Source organism: Bacillus ndiopicus (assembly GCF_000612805.1).
In the GTDB taxonomy this organism is placed as follows: Bacteria; Bacillota; Bacilli; order Bacillales_A; family Planococcaceae; genus Metasolibacillus; species Metasolibacillus ndiopicus.
Genome location: NZ_HG964410.1, coordinates 28,749 through 51,829, shown reverse-complemented (window position 1 = coordinate 51,829; position 23,081 = coordinate 28,749). Strand labels below are relative to the sequence as shown.

The following is a 23,081-nucleotide window of genomic DNA, read 5'->3' as shown; positions in this document are numbered from 1 at the left end:
AATGAGAAAGTATCTCTGGGGCATTCTTGGAGGGCGCTTTGTGGGTAAGGATTATAAAAGAAGGCACCGTTTTAGGTACCTTCTTTGTGTCTTTTAACCTTTTACATCCTCAAGGCTTGCACCGAAATTGATATGATAGGCAATTCCGTTAAGCACTAGAGCTGGAACGGATTTAACCCCCGCCTTCTCAGCTTCCTCGATTCGGTTTTGCGCCGTACCAAGATGCACAATCTCCGTATTAACTTTTGACTTGTCTAGATAATCAACAACCACTTGCTCTGCTTCTACACAAACTGGACAACCTGCATGATAAAAAATTGCTTGAGTCATTAACATTCACTCCTTCATTTTTTATGTAGCGCTGCTACTTAATTTAAGTATAGGGTTGAATTTCGGCATCATCAATTTCAAATTACCTATCGTTATCATAGGTAAATATGATGATTACCCTGATAATTTTAGAGATATCTCCTTTTCTGCAAAACGTTGAAATAACACTAATTTTCATGATAGTATAGCGAATTAAAAGTTACATGACGTACTACAGCCACTATCATGGGCCATGAAATTAAAAAAAGCTGCTGCCTGCAAAATACAGACAGTAGCCTCAACGAGTTGCCTAGCTTTTTTCAAAATGTCCTTTATACTTTAGCCTTACATATTACCTGTTAATCTTTCACTAGAATCTTTCTCTGTTCCCGCCAAACGTTTTAAAAACGTCTTTCTCCAATTCGAGGACAACTCCTCCACTTCAAGGATTTGTTTGATGCCTTCAATATTATCCTTCTCTCGGTGCATAATTCTATTAGCAAATGAAATTGTCACTTCCTTAGGTTGACGCTGAAGAAGCGATAGTTCGTCATCTTTAGAAACGACTCCCTCCTCCAAAACGCGGAAATAAAATCCGGTATAACCCGTTTGTTGTACTTTCAAAAGCATATCAGGCAAACCATACCTAACCGTCAACTTATAACAAGGTTGTCTTGGCTGACTAACTTGAACAATTGCTTTACCAAGCTTAAAAACGTCCCCAATGCAGACATCAGTTTCCAACAAACCTTTAATCGTTAAATTTTCCCCTAAAGCCCCGTACTCTAACGGTCTTTTTAATTCATTTTCCCAAAATGGATAATGTTCGTAAGGATAAACACATACTGCTTTCTCCCTACCTCCATGATGAATAAGATCCCCTTGCCCATCTCCTTCAAAGTTTAGAGAAGATAGATACAGCGCTTCATTTGTAGGCGTTTTGAATATTCCTGTGGAAATTTCCTTCTGCTGGAATTGGACCTGTTTAGGCATACCCACATTCAATGAAATAATTTCAATAGATGCCATTTGAATCACCCCACTCAAAGATTTTAATCAACAAGATTAATAATGCGACTATATACCATGTTCTTGTTTCTATCAATGATGAACCAAACCTTAGTAAATTAAAAAAGGTTTTTTTAATTCATAAGATGTATCAGTTACAAACTTGTTTCCAAACCTTTTCTAATGGCTTGACGGCACGATTGGCAAATAGAAAACTTGTAAAAGCAATCATATATATTGTCAGTAAACCTATGAAAGAGAAATTATCTTATATCAAATAACCTTCCTAAAGTTAGTCCTGTAATATTTCACCTATACTCTTCGTTTTAGACGTAAAAAAGACGCCCATTTTATTTGAACGTCCTAAAAATTTTTATTTTCTTGTGTTCCCCCTCAAATTAATTACCACTGAAACGGTAATGTGGTTTTTCAGTACATTATTTCTAGGTTTTCACCTTTTCCTACAAACACGAAATGCCGACTTACCTTATCTTCTACTTTCTTTCACTTACCAAAATAGTATCAATCCCTTTTGATTACCGACTCTATTAAATTAAAGAATTATTTCATTATGTAGCTAAGTTTGATTACCTCAAGTCTTTCTTTTTTCTTCTTTTCTCCTTTTTGATTCTTTTACATAATTAATATAGTTTCCTATTCCTTCTATTACTGAAACTGAAACGATGGCCCATTCTAGTGCATTAACATCTCTTAGCGATTCCTTGCCATAGAATAATGTAATGCTAGCAATAAACCCATAGAGAAGGGCTTTAGAAAAATACTCCCACATAGGAGAATAATTTTCTAAATTAATTTTTCCGTAAATTTTATCTATTAAGAATACAATTCCTAAAATTATAATTACGGTTATAATAATTTCTGTCGTCATAGTTCACCTCCTTAAAGAATTATAACAAATGCTTCATTAGTATCTCAGATCATTATTTCCTAGTAATTCCTTGAGTATTATTACGTTTAATGAAATAATAAATACAGAAATTTATGTAAATAAAACCAATGCATAATATATTAAACAGAAAATTCAAGGAGGTAAAAAATGAGTAATTTAATTATTAAAAATGGAACAATCATTGATGTGGAAAATGGAGGTTCTTATGTAGGTTCAATCGAAGTAGAGAGAAATACAGTGAAAAGAATATTTAAAAGTGACGACGTGTTACCACAAGGTGTAGATATAGTTGATGCTGAAGGTAAATATATTATCCCAGGTTTAATCGATATGCATTGCCATATTAATGATCGTTTTGCTCCCCATTTCGTTGCATCAGGGGTAACGACAGTGCGAAATGCTGCCGGTAATGTCCTCTTACTAAAAAACTTAATTGAGAAACCTGATGATGCACCAACGCCACGAGTATACGCATCTGATAGAATGATTGATGGAACACCTGGTCAATGGGGTCCAACTAGCTATGGTAATCTCGTAACAGACGATCCAGAAGAAGCGAGGAAAGAAGTTCGTAGACAAGTAGAAGTAGGGGCAAAGTTTGTTAAATTGTATGGATGGATCAAAAGAGATGTTATGGCAGCTGCTGTAGATGAGGCGAAGAAATATAACTTGGAAGTTGCCATCGATTTAGAAAATTCAAAAGACTTAACAGCTTTAGACGCAGCTGGGGGTGGGGTTACTTGGTTTGAGCATGCATCTGGTTTTGCACATGCGATGTATAAAGGGTGGAATCTATTTGTAATTGACCAAGAGGAATGGAGTCACATTGATTGGGAAAACCCTGACCAAGAAAAAATAAAAGAAATTTGTGAGAAAATGTTGGCATACAATGTAAAACTATGCCCAACACTGGTCGTTTACAATCAATCTATTAAATACCCTGAAGTATGGTCTCCTAAAGATATTGTCATAGAATCCGCGACAAAAATTAATTACCTGATGGATTATTGGAAACAACAAGCGCAACATGTAGACGCGATAAGAAAATATAATGCCAAAACACATAACTTAACGAAAGCTATTGCTAAAACTTACTATGACATGGGTGGAACAGTCGTTGCTGGAACGGATACACCTGCCCTATTATATACATATCCTGGAATGGCCTTACACCGTGAACTCGAAATATTTGTGGAGATTGGCTTTACTGAAATGGAAGCTTTACAAGCAGCGACAGTAAATGCGGCTAAATCGATCAATCATGATGGTATTGGTGTAATTAAAGAAGGATCTATTGCTGACTTAGTTATTTTAAACAACAATCCCTTAGAGAACATTAAACATACAAAGGATATCGCTATCATTGTAAAAGGTGGTAAACCTTATACACAAGAGGAAATACTGAGCCATGTCCCGAGTGACGTTGAAGTAGAAAAATCAATGGCTACATTCATAGAACAATGGGAAGAATTACAGGAATAAAGAAATTAAATGAGATTATCCTTAAAGAAGAAACTTGAACAAGTTCTCTTATTTGAAAAATGCTCATTAACTTGATTACAAAAAAGAACGAATTCCATTATCAGAGATTCGTTCTTTTTTCATTAAACTAACTCTAAGCAAGCAACCGCTTCACAATTCGCCGAATGTAGAAACCTATCAACTAGCGTTTTGCAGCCGCTGTCCCCTAAAAAATCTCTAACTAACCCTCACTCCTCTATCCATTTCTTTTTCACATCATCTGCTAAACAACCGAGCTTTTCAAAATGAGTTGCCATAATACTAAAATACATATTTTCCTCACTATGTACATTGGCTTTGCGAAGTACTTCATTCACTATGCTTGCCACTTCTTCTCCTAATGCAAAAGCGGTGTTGAAAGCACGTACACGCATCGTTTGATCTAGATCAAACATAGCATCCTGTAACTCGTTCATTGGAATCGGTTCACTAAAATGAGCATATGGGTCTTCGTAGGTAGCGCAATAAATTTGCTCTCTTGCTTCCTCAAAAGTGCCACCCAGTAATACCTCTCCTGCAAAAATCCCATCGGCTGTTTGCGAAAGACTAGATAAATCAATCTCTACAAAGTTCATATTTTGTACAATATAGTATTTATCATTTAGGTTTAGCGCAGCAACATAGTCCTCCCACGTAGCGATTTCTCCTAATTCACTATATACTGCCGGACGATACAAGTAGTTCGCTGTGATATCTTTGAAATAAACCGTCCATTCCATATAAGGACTACCAAAACTAGATAAAACACGTAATGCAAATCCATCTTCTGTTTCTACTAGTTCGTCATACACATAATAGCCATCAAGCTCCCCTTCTATTTGTACATCATGAAAAACTAACTGCACAATTGATTGCGCTGTAAACCCACCACTCATATTTAATAGTAGTGTAAATTTAGTTCCTTGCTGCTCAGCATTTAATATTTCACCATCATGTAACGACTGTGAAAAAATAGTTTGCGCAGTTGAATTAAAGCGTTCAACAATGGTTTCACGCTTTGCAAAAATAGCATTTCTATTAGTCGTAAATTGCTCAATCGTATTATTACACCATTCTTCAAATTGATCCATTAAAGCTTCGTTTTTAAATAAAGTTTGCTTAATTATTCCTGCCTGAAAATTTTGCGGGACAACAGCTATATACCTTGCTAAATTCCCGTATAAATATTCTTCAAATTCGACATCAATGTCTTCTCCAAATGGATATGTATTTGCTACATCGAAAATTGCTTGTTGTTCACTTGTTAAGAAAAACATCTGCCCACTCCTTTACAATGATATAAGTAAAATTGTAGTTGTTTTTGAGTAGTATTTACAATCTTATTAAATTAATATAATTCAAAAGGGTTAGTAAAGGAACTTAAGGATTTCAAAAGTTTCTATACACATAAATTACACTAATAAAATTTAAATAGCTTTAGAAATAATTCGAGAAATGGGGAAAAAATCTTGGAACAGCTGCTAAAAGAAATAAAATTACTCAGTGAAAAAGAGCCAAAAACGTTAGTGCAAATGGCGTTAAAACTATCAGAGGAAGTTGGAGAAACCTCACAAGCTGTACTATCATACGTAAAAGCGAGCGGAAGTGAGTATAAACAATTGGGCATTGAAGATGTAAAAGAAGAATGCATTGATGTAATTTTGGTAGCCCTGGCTATGTTTTATAAATTGTCCGAGAACGATAAGGAATTACATGAGTTAATTAGTAAAAAATTAGATAAATGGGAAAGTAAAATCAGCTAACGAATAAATTAAAGTTTTAATGATACCTTGGAAATATAATTAGAAAGGATAGGTTACATTTTTGTTTAACTTTATTAATAATTAATGTATATTAACAATTGAGGTGATTATAAAGTGTTTCAGCAATTAGTTCAGCTAGTAAAAGAAATTAATCAGATTGAATATGAAACTAATCTTTTATTGGCGGAAGAATTTTCGTCACTATTAGACGATAAAATTACTGATAAACAGGCTATATTTTTAAATTTCCTACATCAAAAAGGAGCCCTTCAAACTTACGAACTATCTAAATTAATGGGGACCTCTGCAAGTGCTATAAGCCAATTGGTAAATAGATTAGAAAAGGATGGTTATATAAAAAGAACCATTAATCTAAAGGATAGAAGGGAAGTTCTTATTGAACTTGATAATCGGGGTCATTCTTATTTTCAAAAGCACGAGGAGATTGAATTGGCAATCATCGACAAATATTATTCAAAATTAGAAATGGAGGACCTAATTCAGTTAAAAGATATATTCACGAAGTTCAAAAAAGTAGTTGTGCAAGGAAAAAAATGAATAGAGCTTATTCCATTTTGTTTTGGTAAATAGTTAATACAAATTAAATATTTATATTAATAAACTAATTGGAGGGTATTGTTATGAATATTAATGCTTTACAACATGAAATATCTAGGATTGTACAGCCATACGTTAAACCTCGTAAACATTTATTATTGTCCATAGGAATTATGTACAAGAATCAATCTGCTACTTATATATATACTGGCTCTTCAGTAAGTTTGAAAAAGGAAGATAAACCATTTATTTATGAAATTGGTTCTATTTCTAAGGTTTTTACAACTACGCTTTTAGGGGAAATGATACACAAGGGTCTACTCTCCGAGAGTGATTCCATTGGTAGGTATATCCTAAAATTATCCGATAATCATCCTGTTACGTTAAGTCATTTAGCGAATCATACTTCGGGGTTACCAGGGATAGGTATGTGGAAATCAATTATCAATCTTTTTGATTCAAGAACACCTCGCGATCCTTATTGTTTATTTTCACTAAGTGAAGTCATTGATTATTTTTATAAACATCGTAAAGAACCTAAATTAAAGTTTCGTTATTCTAATGCTGGCATGGGTTTGTTAGGACATATTTTAGCCACGGAACTAAACACCGACTATGAAACAGCTCTTAAAAAAAACATAATGGATCCCTTACACTTGGAAGATACATCCATATCGGTTCCTACAGAAAAACAATATCGTATGCTGAAAGGGCATGATGTAAAAGGGAGAAAGCAGTCTCCGCTGCATATGAGGGACTTTATGGGAGCAGGCGCTTTACGATCGACTGTTAATGATATGTTGGAATTTATAAAAGCGCATATAAGCAGTGAAAATGAGGGCTATCAATTAACACAGAAATCCACAATGGAAATTGCTAAAAATATAAATGTTGGTTTAGGGTGGTTTCTAGAAGATGAGATTATTTGGCATAATGGTTCAACCCAAGGATTTTCAAGCTTTTTAGGTTTCGATCCAGCGAAACAAATAGGTGTAGTTGTCTTATCAAATTATCGCTCTCGATTATTTGCCACTAACCCTGATCAGATGGGAACAGATATACTTAAGCTATTACGAAAAACATCATTAGATTTTGTCTATTAATAATGCAATTCCTAAAATAATAACTACAGTTATAATAATTTCTGTCGCCATAGTTTACTTCCATAAAAAATTTTAACAAATGCTTCATTATATAATTTCTTCGAAAATATCTTTAATCCTATATGTAGCGAAAAAGAACGAATTCCACTACTGGAAATCCGTTCTTTTAACATTTCTTTATTATTAAACTAACTGCAAACATGCTCCTTTTTTCATATGTTGTTTATTAACTCCATGTCTTAGTCTTAAGAAATTCAGCGATTTCCTTTGTCTCTGGTAATTGCTCTGTCTCAAGAATCTGTGATAAATCAAAAACCCGTGTACCCATAGGTGCTCTTGGAGTTATTTTCTTAAAGTCTGTTTCATAGAATTCTTCTACAAAAAAATATCTATTTGCAGACAGTACATATCCGTATTTTCTTCCATCTTCAATTGCCTTACATATTTGTTGTTTTCTAAAATCAGTTAATTCTCCAAGTTCAACTTTATACTCAATTCCAGCTTCTGAAGTTATAGCTGTAATAATAGCATTGATTTTCCCAATCGCTCTCACGCTTTTTTCTTTGTATAACCCTAGGTAGTCATGGGCGCTAAAGCCCCGATCAATGCTATCATAATAAAGGTTTTCGCTTACATTAAAATTAAATGTTGTACCAGCAAGTTGAACCCTCATACGTTTCCATGAATCTGAAACAATGATTAGCTTGTCCCTATAGCAGTAATTTAGGTAATCTTCCAGAACTTCCTGCATTTCATAATCTCTATCATCAATAAAATCCTTTATAGCATCGACAAGCTTTTCGAATGTGGTATTAACGTGCATTACCGGATATGTTTGTGTGGCGTTATATTCCTTTAAATAGTTTTCAAATTCTTTTTTCTTCTCTGATTTCATCATCTCTGGTGCTAAAGTAATCATCACTTTATATTTTTCATCACCAAAAGACTTCAAATGGCGCTGTAACTGATCCAAATAAAACCAGTCAGTCATTTTAGTTTCAACAACAATTTTGAAACTCTCCTGTGTGATAGTAGCATCTGGAATACTTTCGACACTTTTTTCCTGCAAATTAAAAACTATCTCTGGTTCAAAGGAGTCAAAAAAGAATTCAGATTTCAAAAAGCGAAAGAACTTATCTGAAGAATATGAATAAAGCCGAGACAATAGTAACATCGTATTTGCTGTAGCAACATTCTCTTTCTCATAGTATCTCTGGAAATAATGAATTTTCATAACTACTTGTCACCCTTCGTTTTCTTTTTATAATTCTTTGGGAAGTAATCCTTCCCAAGTAGCCAAACATATTGGTCGATTTGCTTTAAGTTATATTTATCTAAGCCATAAAAGGTACGGAAATCAATGAATATACCTTTGAATTTAACATAGTCCCTCAAATCGCCATCTTGGAAATCTGAGAAGCTATCACAATTTCTAAAATAGCGAAGTACCTCATCAACATAGCTATCATAAATCAGATAATCGAGTGAATTGTGATGGCTACAATACTTTGAAGCAAAGGAATAAAAATTCTTCTCTGTATCACCAATAGTTACATACTGGATATCTCCAACTAGGGTAATATCACCAGTCTTAAGTCTCGCGTCAATAACCAGAGCCGATTCTCCTTTACCTAATACTGTTTAATCTTTCTAGCCAATTCAAAATGCAACCACTCTTAAAAAAGTCTAATAATGCACCATCGCAAAAGCGCTCAGCTCTAACAGCACCCATTATAAGCGCAAGCACACACTGTGCATTCAAATTTGAAACGTCCGCATTCTTCATAGAATCCGTACCCCATTCAAGCCCGTTATCTTTGAGAATTTCTCCATAGCGGGTAAGTTCCATATTTTTATTATTTTTTTCAAAGATGTAAACATCGTTGATGAAATTGTGCACCATTTCGGAATAGCCCACAAATGGCATATGTATCGGATACTCTGGCATTCCATCATTTTCTTTATCAATAATCCATTCACCAATGCTCGCCGTCTGAATCATAGGTATGTATTTTACCAAGATATTGAATTTATCCACCATTGTCCTCCTCAATTTCGTTAATGCCAAATAACAAATACTTTCTATAAAAAAAACCAAATCCCTTTAATTAGAATTTGGTTTTTTAATTATTATACTAATTCCAACCATGCAACTGCTTCACAATGTGTCGAATGCGGAAACATATCAACAGGCTGAATCTCCTGTGTTTTATAACCGCCATCCTCTAAAATGCGTAAGTCGCGTGCCAATGTCGCTGGGTTACACGAAACGTAAACAACGCGCTTTGGCTTCTGTTCGATAATCGTATTTAATAGCGCTTCATCACAGCCTTTGCGTGGTGGATCAACAACGAGTACGTCTGCCTCTTTGCCTTCCTTATACCAGCGTGGGATGATTTCCTCGGCTGGGCCTGCTTCGAAATAGGTGTTTGTGAAGCCGTTTAGCTCCGCATTGCGTTTGGCATCCTCGATGGCTTGTGGCACAATTTCTACACCCATGACTTGTTTGGCATTTTTAGCTAAAAATAATGAGATTGTTCCGATACCACAATAGGCATCGATTACACGCTCAGTACCTGTTAGTTGCGCATAGTCAAGTGCTTGCTTGTAGAGCACTTCTGTTTGGATTGGGTTGACTTGATAAAATGAGCGTGCTGAAATTTCAAAGCGCACGTCACCAATTGTATCTTTAATTACATCCTTGCCCCATAATGTGATGGTTTCATCGCCGAAAATAACATTCGTTTTATTTGGATTAATGTTTTGCACAATTGATGTGATGTTTGGTAATAGCTCGCGGATTTTTGCGACTGCCGCCTCTGCTTGTGGGAATTTACGTGCTGTTGTTACAAGCACAACCATCACTTCATTTGTTGCCCGTCCTTTGCGAATAACAATATGACGCAGCATTCCCTTATGTGTTTCCTCATTGTACGGGCGGATTCCTAACGCAGTTAGTGCTTGCTTGAAGTCTGCCATTATTACATCTGCCTCGCCCGTTTGAATTAAGCAACGCTCCATATCGACAATTGTATGTGACTTCGTTTTGTAAAAGCCGGCGATTGGTGCTGTTTCTCCTTGTGCGAACGGAATTTGTGATTTATTGCGATATTGCCAAGGCTCATCCATCCCTTTGACAGGTAATACTGGAGCGTCAATTTTACCAAGGCGCTTCATAACGTTTTCAACCATGCGCTGCTTCCATTTTAACTGACCTTCATAAGACAAATGCTGAAGCTGACAGCCGCCACACTGTGAAAAATAAACACAAGGTGCTTCTACACGTTCCGCAGAAGGCTTTAGTATATCAACTACTTTCGCAAAGCCATAATTTTTTAGTACTTTCAAGACATGTACTTGCACAAGCTCCTCTGGCAAAGCACCTGCGATAAATAATGGATAGCCATCAACCTTTGCGACCCCGTTCCCATCATGCGTTAAATCCTCTATCGTAACCGTTAATTGATCATTTTTCTTTACTGGTGCTGTCATTGTAAATCCTCCATTTCAATGCCTTTATTGTAGCACGCAACCTACCTTGACAAAAGAAAATAGATAAAGCGAAACCCCAAAACCGTTTGTGTGCTCAGCTCTGAAAATATTCAGATTTGTTTGTATGTCTAACATCAATCTATAGTATAATAGAAATAGCACCTTTAGATTACCTTTTTGAGGAGTATAGAACAAAATGGCTGTATTAATTATCGGCTCTGTTAGTAACGATGTCCTTAGATTACAAAAATATTTCAAGCGTATAGAACTACTGAATATCCATTGCTTTACAACAGTTGAAGCTGCTATCCAATTCGATAATTTGTTTCTAAAAGAAGATATCAAGATAATCGTTTATGATGCCAAGCTAAATTTAAACAATTGCGAGGAACATTGTCAGAAAATTGAGGCTTTAAAGAATTGGAGTGACGCACCTATTCTACTTTCCACCTCCTACGAGAAGCCAATTATTCTTGATAGATTATTTGAAGTAGGGATATTTGATTTCATTCTAAAGCCGTTTGATTTTACTCACTTTAAAACGCGTGTTCATGTAGCATTGAAATATCGTGTTGAGACAAAGCTGCGTAAACAACATCAATATAAATTAGCAAAAGATTTAGCCATTGCAAAGAATGTACAAAAAAACGCTTTAACTCCTGCACTCACATTGCCTCATATTGAGCTGGATGGTATATATGTTACCTCTCAAACACTTGGTGGCGATATGTATTGTTGGTTTGAGCTTGATGAAGATTTAACAGCAGTTATGTTATTTGATGTTATGGGGCATGGCGTTGCAGCCTCACTTATTACAATGTCCATCCGATCGTTACTTAAAGGCATTATAGTAAGGCTTATAGATCCCGTATCTGTGATGAAGGAGCTCAACAAGCAAATTTTTGAATTATTTTCTACAGATGATTTAGATAGTTTTTTAGTAACGGCGATTTATATGTTAATTGATAAAAAAAATCGCACATTGCAATATGTTAATGCCTCTCATCCAGCAGGCGTGCTATTTGGCAAATATGGAGAAACCGTTACTTTAGCCGCAAACTCTCCAATCCTTGGACTGTTTCCTGCTATTCAAGTAAAGGCGAAGCGCGTTCGACTAACTGGCTGGCATCGAATTATTTTATATACAGATGGGCTACTTACATTACAGGATGACCAAGAAATAGATTTGAGCTTCTTCCATTCCTATGCATCTCAAAATAATAGCTATGCACTGCAAAAATTTGCCCAAAAATATGAATTAACAGACCAACAACTCGAGGATGATGTAACAATTGTTTCAATTACAATTACATTATAGGTGTGGTGATTATAGATGGAATTTATGCTTAATGTAACACCGAATCAGCAATCGATTTTTTTTATCGATCAAGTAATGGAAAACTATACGCAGCTTTATAACATTCCAAGCGCACAGGATATTTGTTTCGTCACGCATGAACTCTTTATTAATGCCGTCGAAGCGATGAACAATGCGAATAGACAAGAGGAAATTCAAGTATGCGTTACATGGGATGACGAGCAAGTCCAAATTACAGTAGCTGATTTTGCCGAAGGAATACCTCAGGAAGAGTGGCAATCTATTCTTGAGCCCGATTTAGAAAATATGAGCTTTTCTGAGCGTGGGCGTGGCTTCTTCTTTATTGTACATATGGTCGACAAGCTGTGGTTTGAGCAATTACCTACTTCACAATTTTTAGTTGGCGTTAAGAAAAATTTAATAGATTAAATATTAATGGAGGCTATACATAATGAAATGGTCAATTCGCAACAAAGTTAATATTGTTATTTTCACATGTATTTTATTATTAGCTGGCATTTTAGGTGGAGTCAATTATTATGTAACGAAGAAAAATTTATTAGAAAGTGCCAATGAAAAGCTAGTATCCGATGTTCAATTAAGCTACTATGCTTTAGATTCTAGCATTCCAGGTGATTGGGATATTGTAAATGGAAGTCTTTATAAAGGTTCTGTGAGCATGGTGGAAAACTATCCTATCCCCGATCAAATTAGCGAGCTTACAAACGGTAATGTGATGTCTATTTTCCAGCATGATACACGCATTTCAACAACTATTATAGAAAATGGCGAACGTGCACTTGGCACAAAAGTTTCCGACGCAGTTGCGGCAGTTGTACTAGATAAAAAAGAGCGCTTCCTTGGCACAGCCACTGTTTTAGGTGAGCCATTCCAAGCAGCATATGACCCAATTTTTAATAAAAACGGGGAAGTAATTGGTATTTGGGCTGTGGCAGTTCCAACTGCCCCTTATACGAAAATTGCAGCAACATCTGCTATTGAAAATATTGTTATTTCTTTAGTTGTAGCCATAATTATTACAGTAGTTATCGGCTTCATTATGCAGCGCCTTATTGTGACACCAATTAATATTTTACGCAATAATGCAAACGAATTAGCAAATCTAAATTTGAAGGTTAATTTATTAAAAGCAAAGGGCAATGATGAAATTGCAGATTTAGCTCTTGCATTTGGCAATATGAAGGAACGATTAACAGAAACGGTCACAAATGTAGCACAAAATGCAAACGAAATTGCAAGCTCTTCCCTTGCTTTAGCAGAATCTTCACAGCAAACGAATGAGGCTGCTAGCCAAATTGCGACAACGATGAATGATGTCTCAGTAGGAATTACAACACAAGCAGAGCAAGCGGAGCAAATTGTAAGCATGATGCATGATACAATTAACTTAGTAGAAAATAGCTTAACGAATGCAGAGCAAAGCCTTATTAATGCTCAAGAATCAACAGAAATTGCTAATGAAGGTGAGGCTGCTATTAGCAAAGCCATTCAACATTTAAGCACTGTAACAGAAACAGTAAGCTATGCAACTGATTCTATTCAAAAGCTTGGTATGCGCTCTGAGGAAATTGGAGGCATTATTACTGTCATTACTGATATTTCAGAGCAAACAAACTTATTAGCATTAAATGCAGCGATTGAGGCTGCTAGAGCAGGTGAACATGGTAAAGGCTTTGCTGTCGTTGCATCAGAAGTGCGTATTTTGGCTGAACAGTCTAAAGAGGCTGCGCAGCAAATTACAGAGCTTATTAAAGATATTCAGGCTGAAACTGCTGTAACAGTTCGCACAATGGAAAGTAATTTATCTGCTGTTGAGGAGCAAGTTGTTATTATTAATAAAGGCGGAGAAGCATTGAAGGAAATTGTTGACAAGGCAAATACGACCGAGGCTGGTGTAGCACAAATGAAAAATGCCTTTGCTAATGTCAACAAAACTTCTCACAATGTCCAAGATGCAATTCATAATATTTCTGGGATTATTGAAGAATCTGCCGCTGCTTCAGAGGAAATCGCCGCTGCTTCTGAAGAACAATATGCTACAGTAGCTGAAATGGCTGAAAATACAGCGAACTTAGCTACAATTGCAGATCGTTTACGTGAAGAAGTGAATAAATTCCAAATTTAATGGAGGCATAAAATACGATGGAACAAAAAACAGCCACAATTCAGTTTATAAATAAACCTAATTATATTTCCATTTCATTTTCAGGAAGTCTAGAATACGGCTTAATTGAAGATATAAAAAAACAATTACAATCGCAAAGCTTTGAAACGGAGCTCGGCTTTATTTTAGATATGAGCCGCGTGAAAAACATCGACAGTACGGGCTTTGGCATGATTGTCAATTTTGCTAAAAAAGTTTCTATGCAAAATAAAAAGATCGTTATTATCGTTGTAGATAGCTTTGTTCGTAAGCTTTTTGCCATTTCACAATGCGATAAAATATTCCCGATTGTTGAAAATGAAACTAATGCATTAAAAGTTATTCAAGGCTCTAGCCATACAGAGCTATCCATAAACGAATACTAACAGAAGAAAGTTGCCCGAAAGCAGGCTAGCGCGCCGCTTTCAGGCAACTTTTTATTATTTTAGCCCATCAGAAAATGAAAGCATTCTTTAAATAGTTAAAACATCGATTTCCTTCAATTATTAAAACTTCCCGCCACTTCCGCTATAAGAGTGACCACCACTGGTCGTTCCACCGCCGCTACTACCGCCTCCTGATTTATTAGAGGGCTTCTTCACTTTTGTTACAGTTGTACGTAAATAGCGGTCTTGCTTTTTTGTAATACCAGAGCCATTAGGGTCAAAATAATCACGCTCTGTTGTCGTCATCTTTCCACCTGAACTATATGCCATCCAACCTACAATAATTGCCGCTACTAAAATCCCTACACCTAGCTGAAACCACCAGCGAAAAAGGATGCTATTTGGCTCATAGCCCATATATTCATGCGAAGCTTTTATAAAATAACGAAATGCATCATAGTAATCACCCTTAGACAGGCTCGGTGTCAATCTTTCGCGAATAACCGTTAAACGACCAGAATCTAAATATACCTTTGCTTTTTTAAAGCCAGCTAAGTAAACATCACGTTCCTGTATATCAATGGAGAGGATAGCTGTGTTGCCATGTGGCTTATTATAGCCTAGTGCCTCATTATCATAAAAATCGCCCATATATTTTTCAATACCATTACCATTTGTCCCGTTGACAGTTAGAATGATAAAGGCTGTTTTATAATCCGCACTTAGCTCCTTCGCAAACTCCTCTAATTCTTTCTTTTCATTTGCTGTTAAAAGGTTGGCATAGTCAAAAATATATTGCTTTTGATTGGCTGATTCAGCGTATGCAGATTGATGCCAAAGAGCAACTATTAAAAGGAATAATGGTAAAAGCTTTTTTAGCATGCTCACAAATAGCCACCTCCTATCAACACCGCAATTCCTTTCATAATAAGGAATGCTCCTGCTGCAATGCCACCGAACCAAGCTGCTGCCTTGCCTTTACTAAGCGGTGGTCTCCCTACTACTTTTCCCGTATGACCATTCATTGCAAATATATACTCTGAATTGTTGTAATCATGATAAATCATCCATACAGGCAACAACACATAGGCGCTATTTTTCTGCTTTATATCAATATCTTTTGTTTTATAACTGACCGTACTATAATTGCTTAATTCCCCTGCAATAAACGTATCTACATATTCTTTTACACGCTTTTCTATACGTGGCATCATTTCTTTATCTGTGTAATTATATTTTTCAGCAATATAACCTGCTAAATAAGGTGTTTTAAAATCTTTTAGCTCGTTAAAAGGAAATGGCTCTAGCTTGTCCATTAAATCATCATTCATTTTTTCTGAGGCATCTGCTGGGATTTTCGTATAGTTTAAATTTATTTCACGCATCACATCAAAATAGCTCGTTTCAGTATAAATATAATCACCTTTTGTGTATGTACGTACTACCGTGCCGACTGCTTGGACCTTCGAATTACTATTTATATCATAAAGCCAAAATGGTACATACATACCTGTAATCGTTTTGACTCGTTCAGACATCATGAAATCCTTTGGCATAAGTAGCCCTCTACCGCACCATTTTTTAAAGGCCTTCACCGCTTCTTTTTCACTTATCGTAAAAGGAATTACTTTTGATGGTGCTAGGCTTCCTGATAACCGATCCGCAATGACTACAGCAGATTGACAAAAGCTACAGTTCGTTGCTGTTGTTTCTGCTAGTGTAATCAGTACTGCCCCACAGTTATTACAATGATATTCATTTGTCTCGTCCTCCGCAAAGGTTGCTTTAATCATTTCTTCTGGATAGTTTTCAATCGTATCCTTTCTACCACAGCTTCGACATGTCAGCTTCCCCGTATCTGCATCGAAATTCATATCTCCCGCGCAGCTAGGGCATGTATAGTGTAAAATCATCGCTATCCCCCCTTTTTTAAATTACTTGTTTTAGCCATTATAATCTACAATACATAGAAAAACATAGAGGACCAAATGAAAAAAGTGTCGGGAAATATAGACTCTAGCCTACTTTCCCGACACTTAATTAAACTCGGTCTTCCTCTCGAATTTCTTCGATTGGAACAAAGATTTCAATATGTCGCTTTAAATTTTGGAATGTAGCTGGTGCATCCCCACCATACTCACCATCTAAATTTAAATGCACCTCTTCATCCGATGTAACTGTTACCTTGTTCGCTTTTCGATAAATAACACGTTCATCATTTAAATGCTCCCCGCGCAACGCAAGTGAAGCAATTTTAATAAAGTCGGTAATTGAGCATTCCTTGAGCACCATTACAGTAAAAAGTCCGTCATTAATAGAGGCATCCGGTGCAATTTTTTCAAAGCCACCAACAGAATTGGTTAAGCCACATAAAAACATCATCGCATTGCCATCGAACACTTCATCATCAATTTCGATTCTCATATGCGTTGCCTTAATCGATGGAATCATTTCGATACCTTTTAAGTAATAGGCTAACTGCCCCAGAATTGTTTTCATTTTACTTGGCACTTCATATGTCAGCTCAGTAATACGACCACCTGCTGCAATATTAATAAAATAGCGCTCATCATTTAATATGCCTACATCTACAGGTAGTGTATCGCCTTTTATAATAATATCCAACGCCTCGTCAATTTTGCGCGGAATATGAACAGCACGTGCAAAATCATTTGTAGTGCCCATAGGAATTAGGCCTAGTTTCGGACGTTTTTCAAATCGGCTAATTCCTGCTACAACTTCATTGAGCGTCCCATCGCCACCAACTGCAATGACAATATCAAATTCACGTTCAACCGCCTCTTTGGCTGCCGCTGTAGCATCTCCTTCACAAGTTGTTGCATGGCAGGAAGTTTCATAGCCTGCTATTTCTAATTTTTCTAATACCTCTGGTAAATGCTTTTTAAATGCCTCACGACCAGAAGTAGGATTATAAATGATTCGAGCTCGCTTCATCTCTTTAACCATCCTACAAATTCAAATTTTCTTCTACAACATTGTAACGTTTTTTTAACGTAAATGTTTCCTATAGGATTGTAGAAATCACTTTTTTAAAGTCCTCATAAACATATGTCCAATATGTGCTATCTTCCATATACTGTTTGCGCATATTTGTATACATTGCTTTTTGCGCTTCTTCAAATGCTGGGTCTTCCTTATCAGGCAATTGTGAACGTGCGTCCATTACAAATTGCTGTAGCTCTGGTGCACGCGGTCCCCATTTACCTACAACATCACCTGCTTCATTTAGCAATAAATAAATCGGAATAGCTCGTCCACCATTTGTTAAATATTTATCGATTAAATCTGTATCTGCATCACGTAATGACGTACGCATATCTAAGCCTGCAGCCTCAGCAACTTTACGCACGATTGGATTGTTAAGCATAGCATCTCCACACCAATCCTCTGTAATTGCTAAAATATGCAGATTGCTATTTTTTAATTGCTCAATAAATTCATCATTCGGCACATGAAACTTATTATAAATAGCAAAGCTTTCTTCTCTCAACGTCGACATATTATCCATATATTGCTGAATAGAAATAGCTTCTTCAAAATATTGTTGCTCTGTTTTCATTGTAGATTCCTCCCTAATGCTTTTATATTCTATTTTGCCTCTTTTACTAATTTTTCACAACTAATTGGTTTCTACCCGAAGCAATATTGCTTTAATATTTTACTATATCGAAAACAAAAATGCCCAAAAAGTTTTCTTCTTTTTGAGCTTGGATAGGTTTTAGTTAACAAAAGTTCACCATAGCTTTGTCATCCACAGTTTTTAGTGATGAACTAATTCAATCATAACAATTCAAAAAAGCTATCTCTAAAAGTTACTTTCATAACTTTTGAGATAGCTCTCTCATTTAATAATTAACGCTTAGCAATCTCTTCTAATAAAATTTGATTTGTTAGTTGAGGGTTTGCTTGGCCTTTTGATGCCTTCATAATTTGACCTAGCATCGCTTTAATTGCACGGTCTTTACCTGCTTTATAGTCTTCCACAGATTTCGGATCATTGTCTAAAACCTCTGTTACGAAGCCTAAAATTACAGCAGGATCAGAAATTTGCACTAAGCCTTTTTCTTTTACGATTTTACCAGCTTCGCCGCCGTTTACAACAAGCTCTGTAAATACTTTCTTCGCAATTTTAGATGAGATTGTCCCATCAGAAATCAGCTTAATCATGCCTGCTAAATTTTCCGGTGTTAAGGCTGTATCCTTTAATTCTTTTTGCTCAGCATTTAAGTAAGCAGAGACGTCACCCATTAACCAGTTTGCAGCTAGTTTCGCATCAGCACCAGCCGATACTGTTGCATCAAAGAAATCCGAAATCTCTTTATTGATAACAAGCACTGCTGCATCATAAGCCGTTAAACCTAGCTCAGACTCATAGCGTACTTTACGCGCATCTGGTAGCTCTGGGATAGAAGCTTTTACACGCTCTAGCCATTCATCATCAATCGATAAACGCACTAAGTCTGGTTCTGGGAAGTAACGGTAATCGTCTGCACCTTCTTTTACGCGCATTAAAATCGTTTTACCCGTTTTCTCGTCAAAGCGACGTGTTTCTTGCTCGATTTCTCCACCAGCACGTAATACTTCAGCTTGGCGTACTTCCTCATGCTCTAAACCTTTACGCACGAAGTTGAATGAGTTTAAGTTTTTCAACTCTGCTTTTGTACCAAATTTTTCTTGGCCATATGGGCGCAGTGAAATGTTCGCATCACAACGCAATGAACCTTCCTCCATACGCACATCTGATACACCTGAATATTGAATAATTGATTTCAATTTTTCTAAATAAGCATATGCTTCATTCGGTGTGCGAATATCTGGCTCTGATACAATCTCAACTAGTGGCGTACCTTGACGGTTAAAGTCTACTAGAGAATAACCGTCGCCATGCGTTAATTTACCAGCGTCCTCCTCCATATGAAGGCGTGTAATACCGATGCGTTTTTTATAACCATCCACTTCAATTTCAATCCAACCATTTTTACCAATCGGCTTATCGAATTGAGAAATTTGATATGCTTTCGGGTTATCTGGATAAAAATAGTTTTTACGGTCAAATTTTGTTTCTTGCTCAATTTCCATGTTTAATGCAAGTGCTGCTCGCATTGCAAAGTCAACAACATTTTTATTTAACACTGGCAAGACACCTGGGTAACCTAAGTCGATAACAGATGTGTTAGTATTTGGCTCAGCACCAAAATGGTTTGGTGAGCTTGAGAAAATTTTTGATTCTGTTTTTAATTCAACGTGTACTTCTAGACCGATAATTGTTTCAAAGTTCATCTTATTTTACCTCCCAAATTTGAGGTGTTTTCTTATGGAAATCTGTCGCTTGCTCATATGCATAAGCTGTGCGATAAATTGTTTCCTCATCGAAGTGTTTTCCAATGATTTGCAAGCCTAATGGTAGGTCATTTTCAAACCCACATGGAATCGAAATCGCTGGTACACCAGCTAAGTTGATTGGAATTGTTAAAATATCATTTGCATACATCGTTAATGGATCATTGACGTTTTCACCAATTTTAAATGCTGGTGTTGGCGTTGTAGGCCCGATAATTACATCAAAGTCTTCGAACACTTTGTCGTAATCCTCTTTAATTAATGTACGCACTTGTTGCGCCTTTTTATAGTAAGCATCATATGTGCCTGCAGATAATGAATAGGTGCCAAGCATAATGCGGCGTTTTACCTCATCACCGAAGCCTTGCGCACGTGTTTCTTTATATAGCTCCATCAAGTTTTTTACGCCTTCAGCACGGAAGCCATAGCGAATACCATCAAAGCGAGATAGGTTTGATGAAGCCTCTGATGAAGATAAAATATAGTAAGCAGCTAATGCGTATTTTGAATGTGGTAGTGATACCTCTTCAACTGTTGCACCTAAGCCTTTTAAAACTTCTAGCGCATCTAATACAGATTGACGTGCTGCCTCGCCTACACCTTCACCTAAAAACTCTTTCGGTACAGCGATACGTAATCCTTTAATGTCGCCATTTAAAGCTGCTGCATAATTCGGGACAGGCACGTTTGCAGATGTCGAGTCATTTTCGTCTACACCTGAAATTGCTTCTAACAATAATGCATTATCACGTACGTTGCGTGTAATTGGACCGATTTGGTCAAGTGAAGATGCAAAGGCTACTAAGCCAGAACGCGATACACGACCGTATGTTGGCTTCATGCCAACAACACCACAGTAGGCTGCTGGCTGACGAATTGAACCACCTGTATCAGAACCTAGTGAGAAAGGAACTTCTCCTGCTGCAACAGATGCTGCTGATGCCCCTGAAGAACCACCTGGTACATGCTCAAGGTTCCAAGGGTTTTTTGTCACCTTATAATAAGAGTTTTCGTTAGAAGAGCCCATTGCAAACTCATCCATATTTAACTTTCCTACTGTTACCATGCCAGCTTCGCGTAGCTTTTTCACAACTGTCGCATCATAAATCGGAATAAAGCCTTCTAAAATTTTAGAAGCACATGTCGTTTCTAATCCTTCTGTTACGATGTTATCCTTTACACCAATTGGCATACCAAATAATGGACCGCGCTCTTCAAACGGTACTATGTCTAGCTCTGCTGCTTGTGCAGTTGCTTGCTCTTTATTTAATGCTAAAAATGATTGTACATTCCCATCTAATGCTTCAATACGTGCGAATGCTTCATTTGTTAAATCAGCGATTGTTACTTCGCCTTTATGTAAGCTTTCTTGTAGCTCATGTGCTGAACGCTCAAATAACGTCATCTATAAATCCTCCTACGTTTTAGTTTAAATGATGTCTCTTAGTCTAAAATGGACGGCACTTTTACTTGTCCCGCTTCTTGTTCCTTCACATTTAGCATCATTTTTTCACGCGCTAAGCCTTGTCCTGCTACATCTTCACGCAGTACATTGACCAATGGTAAAACATGCGTTGTTGGCTCAACGTTTGTTGTATCTAATTCATTTAATTGCTCTGCAAAATCAGTAATTTTACCTAATTGCTCTGCAAATTTTTCCGCTTCTTCTTCTGTAATGGCAAGTCGCGCTAAATGAGCTACGTGCTTTACTTCCTCTTTTGTTAGTTTAGCCATTTTTTACACCTCCGAATAAAGTTAACCATACGTGTTATCATATCATTTTTCATTTTAAAAATCACAATTTGAAGCAAAATAACAAAACTTCTAGTGAAAAAAGGCGTGTCTAAAAAATAATTTTGAGACACGCCCTCACAAAAATTGTATTTATAATGCGAAAGCGCTACATTACAGCACATACTTATCTTGATGGAGAGAATCAGGGTAGTGCTTCTGGAAGATTTTTTAGAGTGAATTTCTTACACGAGCTAAACAATCTAGGTAAGGGAGTTACGTATCCCCCTCTACTAACATTATTCATAAATATGAACAAATGGCTTATCACTGTTACGTTCTTTTTTTATCAACACTTCAGGTCCATTGATTGATGTTACACTTACTGTCACCGCTATATCACTAGGCAATTGCTTTAACATAACATCGGTTAAATGTTGTGTAAAACCAATAATTTCTGTTGTTCCATAAAATTGTATTGGAATTTCAACTTCTAAATTTTGCAGTTGATTATTTTGATAAAACCCTGTTCCAATAACACTTGTAAAATTAGAAAAGTACTTATCGATAGCTTGCTTGAAATTTAGGAATTTTGTATTCATCTCACGATAAACTTCGTCTGGTGAATTCATTGGGAATGTAACATATCTCTCATTAATTTTTTGCCATTCATCTATAGCACTTTTTCCGCTGTCTACAACACCATAAGCAAAATATGTGCCTGGTACAATGGAGTTTCGAGGCTGTTGCTTAAATAAACCGATAACAATCGGTACACCAGCGAGCTCTGAACGTGCTCTTAATCTAGATATGACTTCATCTGCAATTTCTATTGCAGCTTTTTCAAGCTTATCTTCTGGAATAGGTTCTTCATAATATTCCCCGTACTTCTCTTTTTGATAATAATAAATAGAATTCAACGCAAGGCCAATTGACACACCGCCGAGTTTCACTTTATTATCATCTGTCAACGTTAAATAGTTTTGCTCTATAATATGAGCTAAATAAACAGGTGCCTTTTCTGCTTTAATAACTGGGTCAAGCTCTTTACCATTGGCATCTAAGCTAGAAGGATTTAAACCTTGTAAATCCTCACGCTTATCTGTCGTTTGATTTTCACGTGCAAGCCAATTGCTTACCGTTTCAGCCGATAAATATTGCCCCTCTTGGAAAAAGTATTTGTCTGTATCAAAAGCATTTTGTGAAATGCGCATTAGACCATTTTCAACTTCTTTTACATCATATTTTGTATAAATATTAGAAACAATTAAGCCACGGCTTGCGCTTTCTTTATAAGGGTTTAGCGTTCTATAATAGTTTTCACTTAATTGCCTACTTGCAATATGTGCTGTTTCTACTTCTTCTGTATCCTCTGACTGCTGTACAACTTCCGTATTATTTTTGAAGGAAGGCGGTGTACAGCCAGCTAACATAGTTGCTACTACGAGCACCGATACCCAGCGAAATCGAGTCATCAG

General features: G+C 36.4%; 23 protein-coding genes. 8 read left to right on the top strand and 15 right to left on the bottom strand.

Features of this window, described 5'->3' with window-relative positions; genetic code table 11:
* Window positions 1–93 precede the first annotated feature (93 nt).
* The 3 genes from TY13_RS17775 to TY13_RS17765 all read right to left on the bottom strand — a co-directional run bounded on the left by TY13_RS17775 (window position 94) and on the right by TY13_RS17765 (window position 2,206).
* Entirely contained in the window at window positions 94–330 is a 237-nt protein-coding gene (locus tag TY13_RS17775; protein WP_042478819.1) for a thioredoxin family protein, read from the bottom strand.
* A gap of 324 nt (window positions 331–654) precedes the next feature.
* Window positions 655–1,338, bottom strand: a complete 684-nt coding sequence (locus tag TY13_RS17770; protein ID WP_042478816.1) for an MOSC domain-containing protein — start codon at window positions 1,336–1,338, stop codon at window positions 655–657.
* A 571-nt stretch (window positions 1,339–1,909) separates the two neighbouring features.
* Window positions 1,910–2,206: a hypothetical protein gene (locus TY13_RS17765; protein WP_042478814.1), complete on the bottom strand. Its 297-nt coding sequence runs from the start codon at window positions 2,204–2,206 to the stop codon at window positions 1,910–1,912.
* Between the two features lie 168 nt (window positions 2,207–2,374).
* Here TY13_RS17765 and TY13_RS17760 point away from each other — a divergent pair, with 168 nt between their 5' ends.
* Window positions 2,375–3,709 carry an amidohydrolase family protein gene (locus tag TY13_RS17760; protein ID WP_042478812.1) on the top strand — a complete coding sequence of 445 codons (1,335 nt, stop codon included), beginning with the start codon at window positions 2,375–2,377 and terminating at the stop codon, window positions 3,707–3,709.
* Window positions 3,710–3,936: 227 nt separating this feature from the next.
* Here the strand turns inward: TY13_RS17760 and TY13_RS17755 are convergent, their stop codons facing one another.
* Window positions 3,937–5,004, bottom strand: coding sequence for a DUF4085 family protein (locus tag TY13_RS17755; RefSeq protein ID WP_042478810.1), 1,068 nt, complete (start codon window positions 5,002–5,004; stop codon window positions 3,937–3,939).
* A 192-nt stretch (window positions 5,005–5,196) separates the two neighbouring features.
* Between TY13_RS17755 and TY13_RS17750 the strand changes: the two genes are divergently transcribed.
* From TY13_RS17750 to TY13_RS17740, 3 genes are all read left to right on the top strand, one after another.
* Complete coding sequence (locus TY13_RS17750; RefSeq protein WP_042478808.1) at window positions 5,197–5,490, top strand: MazG-like family protein; 294 nt, start codon at window positions 5,197–5,199, stop codon at window positions 5,488–5,490.
* 114 nt (window positions 5,491–5,604) lie between these two features.
* Complete coding sequence (locus tag TY13_RS17745) at window positions 5,605–6,048, top strand: MarR family winged helix-turn-helix transcriptional regulator (protein WP_042478805.1); 444 nt, start codon at window positions 5,605–5,607, stop codon at window positions 6,046–6,048.
* A gap of 83 nt (window positions 6,049–6,131) precedes the next feature.
* Entirely contained in the window at window positions 6,132–7,151 is a 1,020-nt protein-coding gene (locus TY13_RS17740) for a serine hydrolase domain-containing protein (protein ID WP_042478803.1), read from the top strand.
* A gap of 226 nt (window positions 7,152–7,377) precedes the next feature.
* On the opposite strand, the gene TY13_RS17735 is transcribed toward TY13_RS17740, so the two are convergent.
* The 3 genes from TY13_RS17735 to rlmD form a co-directional block, all read right to left on the bottom strand.
* On the bottom strand, window positions 7,378–8,385 hold the full coding sequence (locus TY13_RS17735) for a hypothetical protein (protein WP_042478801.1): 1,008 nt from the start codon (window positions 8,383–8,385) through the stop codon (window positions 7,378–7,380).
* 393 nt (window positions 8,386–8,778) lie between these two features.
* Complete coding sequence (locus TY13_RS17725; protein WP_042478798.1) at window positions 8,779–9,192, bottom strand: DUF6508 domain-containing protein; 414 nt, start codon at window positions 9,190–9,192, stop codon at window positions 8,779–8,781.
* Between the two features lie 89 nt (window positions 9,193–9,281).
* Complete coding sequence (gene rlmD, locus TY13_RS17720) at window positions 9,282–10,643, bottom strand: 23S rRNA (uracil(1939)-C(5))-methyltransferase RlmD (RefSeq protein ID WP_042478796.1); 1,362 nt, start codon at window positions 10,641–10,643, stop codon at window positions 9,282–9,284.
* Window positions 10,644–10,839: 196 nt separating this feature from the next.
* On the opposite strand from rlmD, the gene TY13_RS17715 reads away from it, so the two are divergent.
* Genes TY13_RS17715 through TY13_RS17700 form a run of 4 tightly spaced genes read left to right on the top strand, consistent with a single transcriptional unit; the run spans window position 10,840 to window position 14,511 of the window.
* Window positions 10,840–11,961: a SpoIIE family protein phosphatase gene (locus TY13_RS17715; RefSeq protein ID WP_042478794.1), complete on the top strand. Its 1,122-nt coding sequence runs from the start codon at window positions 10,840–10,842 to the stop codon at window positions 11,959–11,961.
* A 15-nt stretch (window positions 11,962–11,976) separates the two neighbouring features.
* Window positions 11,977–12,390 (top strand): ATP-binding protein, encoded by a 414-nt coding sequence (locus tag TY13_RS17710; RefSeq protein ID WP_042478793.1) that lies wholly within the window; start codon window positions 11,977–11,979, stop codon window positions 12,388–12,390.
* 22 nt (window positions 12,391–12,412) lie between these two features.
* On the top strand, window positions 12,413–14,107 hold the full coding sequence (locus tag TY13_RS17705) for a methyl-accepting chemotaxis protein (RefSeq protein ID WP_042478791.1): 1,695 nt from the start codon (window positions 12,413–12,415) through the stop codon (window positions 14,105–14,107).
* Window positions 14,108–14,124: 17 nt separating this feature from the next.
* Window positions 14,125–14,511, top strand: coding sequence for an STAS domain-containing protein (locus TY13_RS17700; RefSeq protein ID WP_042478789.1), 387 nt, complete (start codon window positions 14,125–14,127; stop codon window positions 14,509–14,511).
* A gap of 120 nt (window positions 14,512–14,631) precedes the next feature.
* On the opposite strand, the gene TY13_RS17695 is transcribed toward TY13_RS17700, so the two are convergent.
* The 8 genes from TY13_RS17695 to TY13_RS17660 form a co-directional block, all read right to left on the bottom strand.
* Window positions 14,632–15,393, bottom strand: coding sequence for a TPM domain-containing protein (locus tag TY13_RS17695; RefSeq protein ID WP_042478990.1), 762 nt, complete (start codon window positions 15,391–15,393; stop codon window positions 14,632–14,634).
* Window positions 15,394–15,395: 2 nt separating this feature from the next.
* A complete protein-coding gene (locus TY13_RS17690; protein ID WP_042478788.1) occupies window positions 15,396–16,424 on the bottom strand; it encodes a hypothetical protein in 1,029 nt (342 codons plus the stop codon).
* A gap of 127 nt (window positions 16,425–16,551) precedes the next feature.
* Window positions 16,552–17,466 carry a diacylglycerol kinase gene (locus tag TY13_RS17685; RefSeq protein ID WP_042478786.1) on the bottom strand — a complete coding sequence of 305 codons (915 nt, stop codon included), beginning with the start codon at window positions 17,464–17,466 and terminating at the stop codon, window positions 16,552–16,554.
* 70 nt (window positions 17,467–17,536) lie between these two features.
* Window positions 17,537–18,091: a thioredoxin family protein gene (locus tag TY13_RS17680; protein WP_042478784.1), complete on the bottom strand. Its 555-nt coding sequence runs from the start codon at window positions 18,089–18,091 to the stop codon at window positions 17,537–17,539.
* 293 nt (window positions 18,092–18,384) lie between these two features.
* The gene (gene gatB / locus TY13_RS17675; protein WP_042478782.1) at window positions 18,385–19,812 is read right to left on the bottom strand and encodes an Asp-tRNA(Asn)/Glu-tRNA(Gln) amidotransferase subunit GatB; all 1,428 of its coding nucleotides are present in this window, start codon (window positions 19,810–19,812) and stop codon (window positions 18,385–18,387) included.
* A 1-nt stretch (window position 19,813) separates the two neighbouring features.
* Entirely contained in the window at window positions 19,814–21,277 is a 1,464-nt protein-coding gene (gene gatA / locus TY13_RS17670; RefSeq protein ID WP_042478780.1) for an Asp-tRNA(Asn)/Glu-tRNA(Gln) amidotransferase subunit GatA, read from the bottom strand.
* 38 nt (window positions 21,278–21,315) lie between these two features.
* On the bottom strand, window positions 21,316–21,606 hold the full coding sequence (gatC, locus tag TY13_RS17665; RefSeq protein ID WP_042478778.1) for an Asp-tRNA(Asn)/Glu-tRNA(Gln) amidotransferase subunit GatC: 291 nt from the start codon (window positions 21,604–21,606) through the stop codon (window positions 21,316–21,318).
* 296 nt (window positions 21,607–21,902) lie between these two features.
* Window positions 21,903–23,078 (bottom strand): CamS family sex pheromone protein, encoded by a 1,176-nt coding sequence (locus TY13_RS17660; protein ID WP_042478776.1) that lies wholly within the window; start codon window positions 23,076–23,078, stop codon window positions 21,903–21,905.
* Window positions 23,079–23,081: the final 3 nt, after the last annotated feature.

What these genes read in the sequence shown, in the direction of transcription:
- TY13_RS17685 (WP_042478786.1), bottom strand. Translation starts at nt 17,466, where the DNA reads ATGAAGCGAGCTCGAATCATTTATAATCCTACTTCTGGTCGTGAGGCA.
- TY13_RS17700 (WP_042478789.1), top strand. Translation starts at nt 14,125, where the DNA reads ATGGAACAAAAAACAGCCACAATTCAGTTTATAAATAAACCTAATTAT.
- TY13_RS17775 (WP_042478819.1), bottom strand. Translation starts at nt 330, where the DNA reads ATGACTCAAGCAATTTTTTATCATGCAGGTTGTCCAGTTTGTGTAGAA.
- TY13_RS17690 (WP_042478788.1), bottom strand. Translation starts at nt 16,424, where the DNA reads ATGATTTTACACTATACATGCCCTAGCTGCGCGGGAGATATGAATTTC.
- TY13_RS17770 (WP_042478816.1), bottom strand. Translation starts at nt 1,338, where the DNA reads ATGGCATCTATTGAAATTATTTCATTGAATGTGGGTATGCCTAAACAG.
- TY13_RS17660 (WP_042478776.1), bottom strand. Translation starts at nt 23,078, where the DNA reads ATGACTCGATTTCGCTGGGTATCGGTGCTCGTAGTAGCAACTATGTTA.
- TY13_RS17735 (WP_042478801.1), bottom strand. Translation starts at nt 8,385, where the DNA reads ATGAAAATTCATTATTTCCAGAGATACTATGAGAAAGAGAATGTTGCT.
- TY13_RS17725 (WP_042478798.1), bottom strand. Translation starts at nt 9,192, where the DNA reads ATGGTGGATAAATTCAATATCTTGGTAAAATACATACCTATGATTCAG.
- TY13_RS17740 (WP_042478803.1), top strand. Translation starts at nt 6,132, where the DNA reads ATGAATATTAATGCTTTACAACATGAAATATCTAGGATTGTACAGCCA.
- gatB (WP_042478782.1), bottom strand. Translation starts at nt 19,812, where the DNA reads ATGAACTTTGAAACAATTATCGGTCTAGAAGTACACGTTGAATTAAAA.
- gatA (WP_042478780.1), bottom strand. Translation starts at nt 21,277, where the DNA reads ATGACGTTATTTGAGCGTTCAGCACATGAGCTACAAGAAAGCTTACAT.
- TY13_RS17680 (WP_042478784.1), bottom strand. Translation starts at nt 18,091, where the DNA reads ATGAAAACAGAGCAACAATATTTTGAAGAAGCTATTTCTATTCAGCAA.
- TY13_RS17760 (WP_042478812.1), top strand. Translation starts at nt 2,375, where the DNA reads ATGAGTAATTTAATTATTAAAAATGGAACAATCATTGATGTGGAAAAT.
- gatC (WP_042478778.1), bottom strand. Translation starts at nt 21,606, where the DNA reads ATGGCTAAACTAACAAAAGAGGAAGTAAAGCACGTAGCTCATTTAGCG.
- TY13_RS17710 (WP_042478793.1), top strand. Translation starts at nt 11,977, where the DNA reads ATGGAATTTATGCTTAATGTAACACCGAATCAGCAATCGATTTTTTTT.
- TY13_RS17755 (WP_042478810.1), bottom strand. Translation starts at nt 5,004, where the DNA reads ATGTTTTTCTTAACAAGTGAACAACAAGCAATTTTCGATGTAGCAAAT.
- TY13_RS17715 (WP_042478794.1), top strand. Translation starts at nt 10,840, where the DNA reads ATGGCTGTATTAATTATCGGCTCTGTTAGTAACGATGTCCTTAGATTA.
- TY13_RS17705 (WP_042478791.1), top strand. Translation starts at nt 12,413, where the DNA reads ATGAAATGGTCAATTCGCAACAAAGTTAATATTGTTATTTTCACATGT.
- rlmD (WP_042478796.1), bottom strand. Translation starts at nt 10,643, where the DNA reads ATGACAGCACCAGTAAAGAAAAATGATCAATTAACGGTTACGATAGAG.
- TY13_RS17765 (WP_042478814.1), bottom strand. Translation starts at nt 2,206, where the DNA reads ATGACGACAGAAATTATTATAACCGTAATTATAATTTTAGGAATTGTA.
- TY13_RS17695 (WP_042478990.1), bottom strand. Translation starts at nt 15,393, where the DNA reads ATGCTAAAAAAGCTTTTACCATTATTCCTTTTAATAGTTGCTCTTTGG.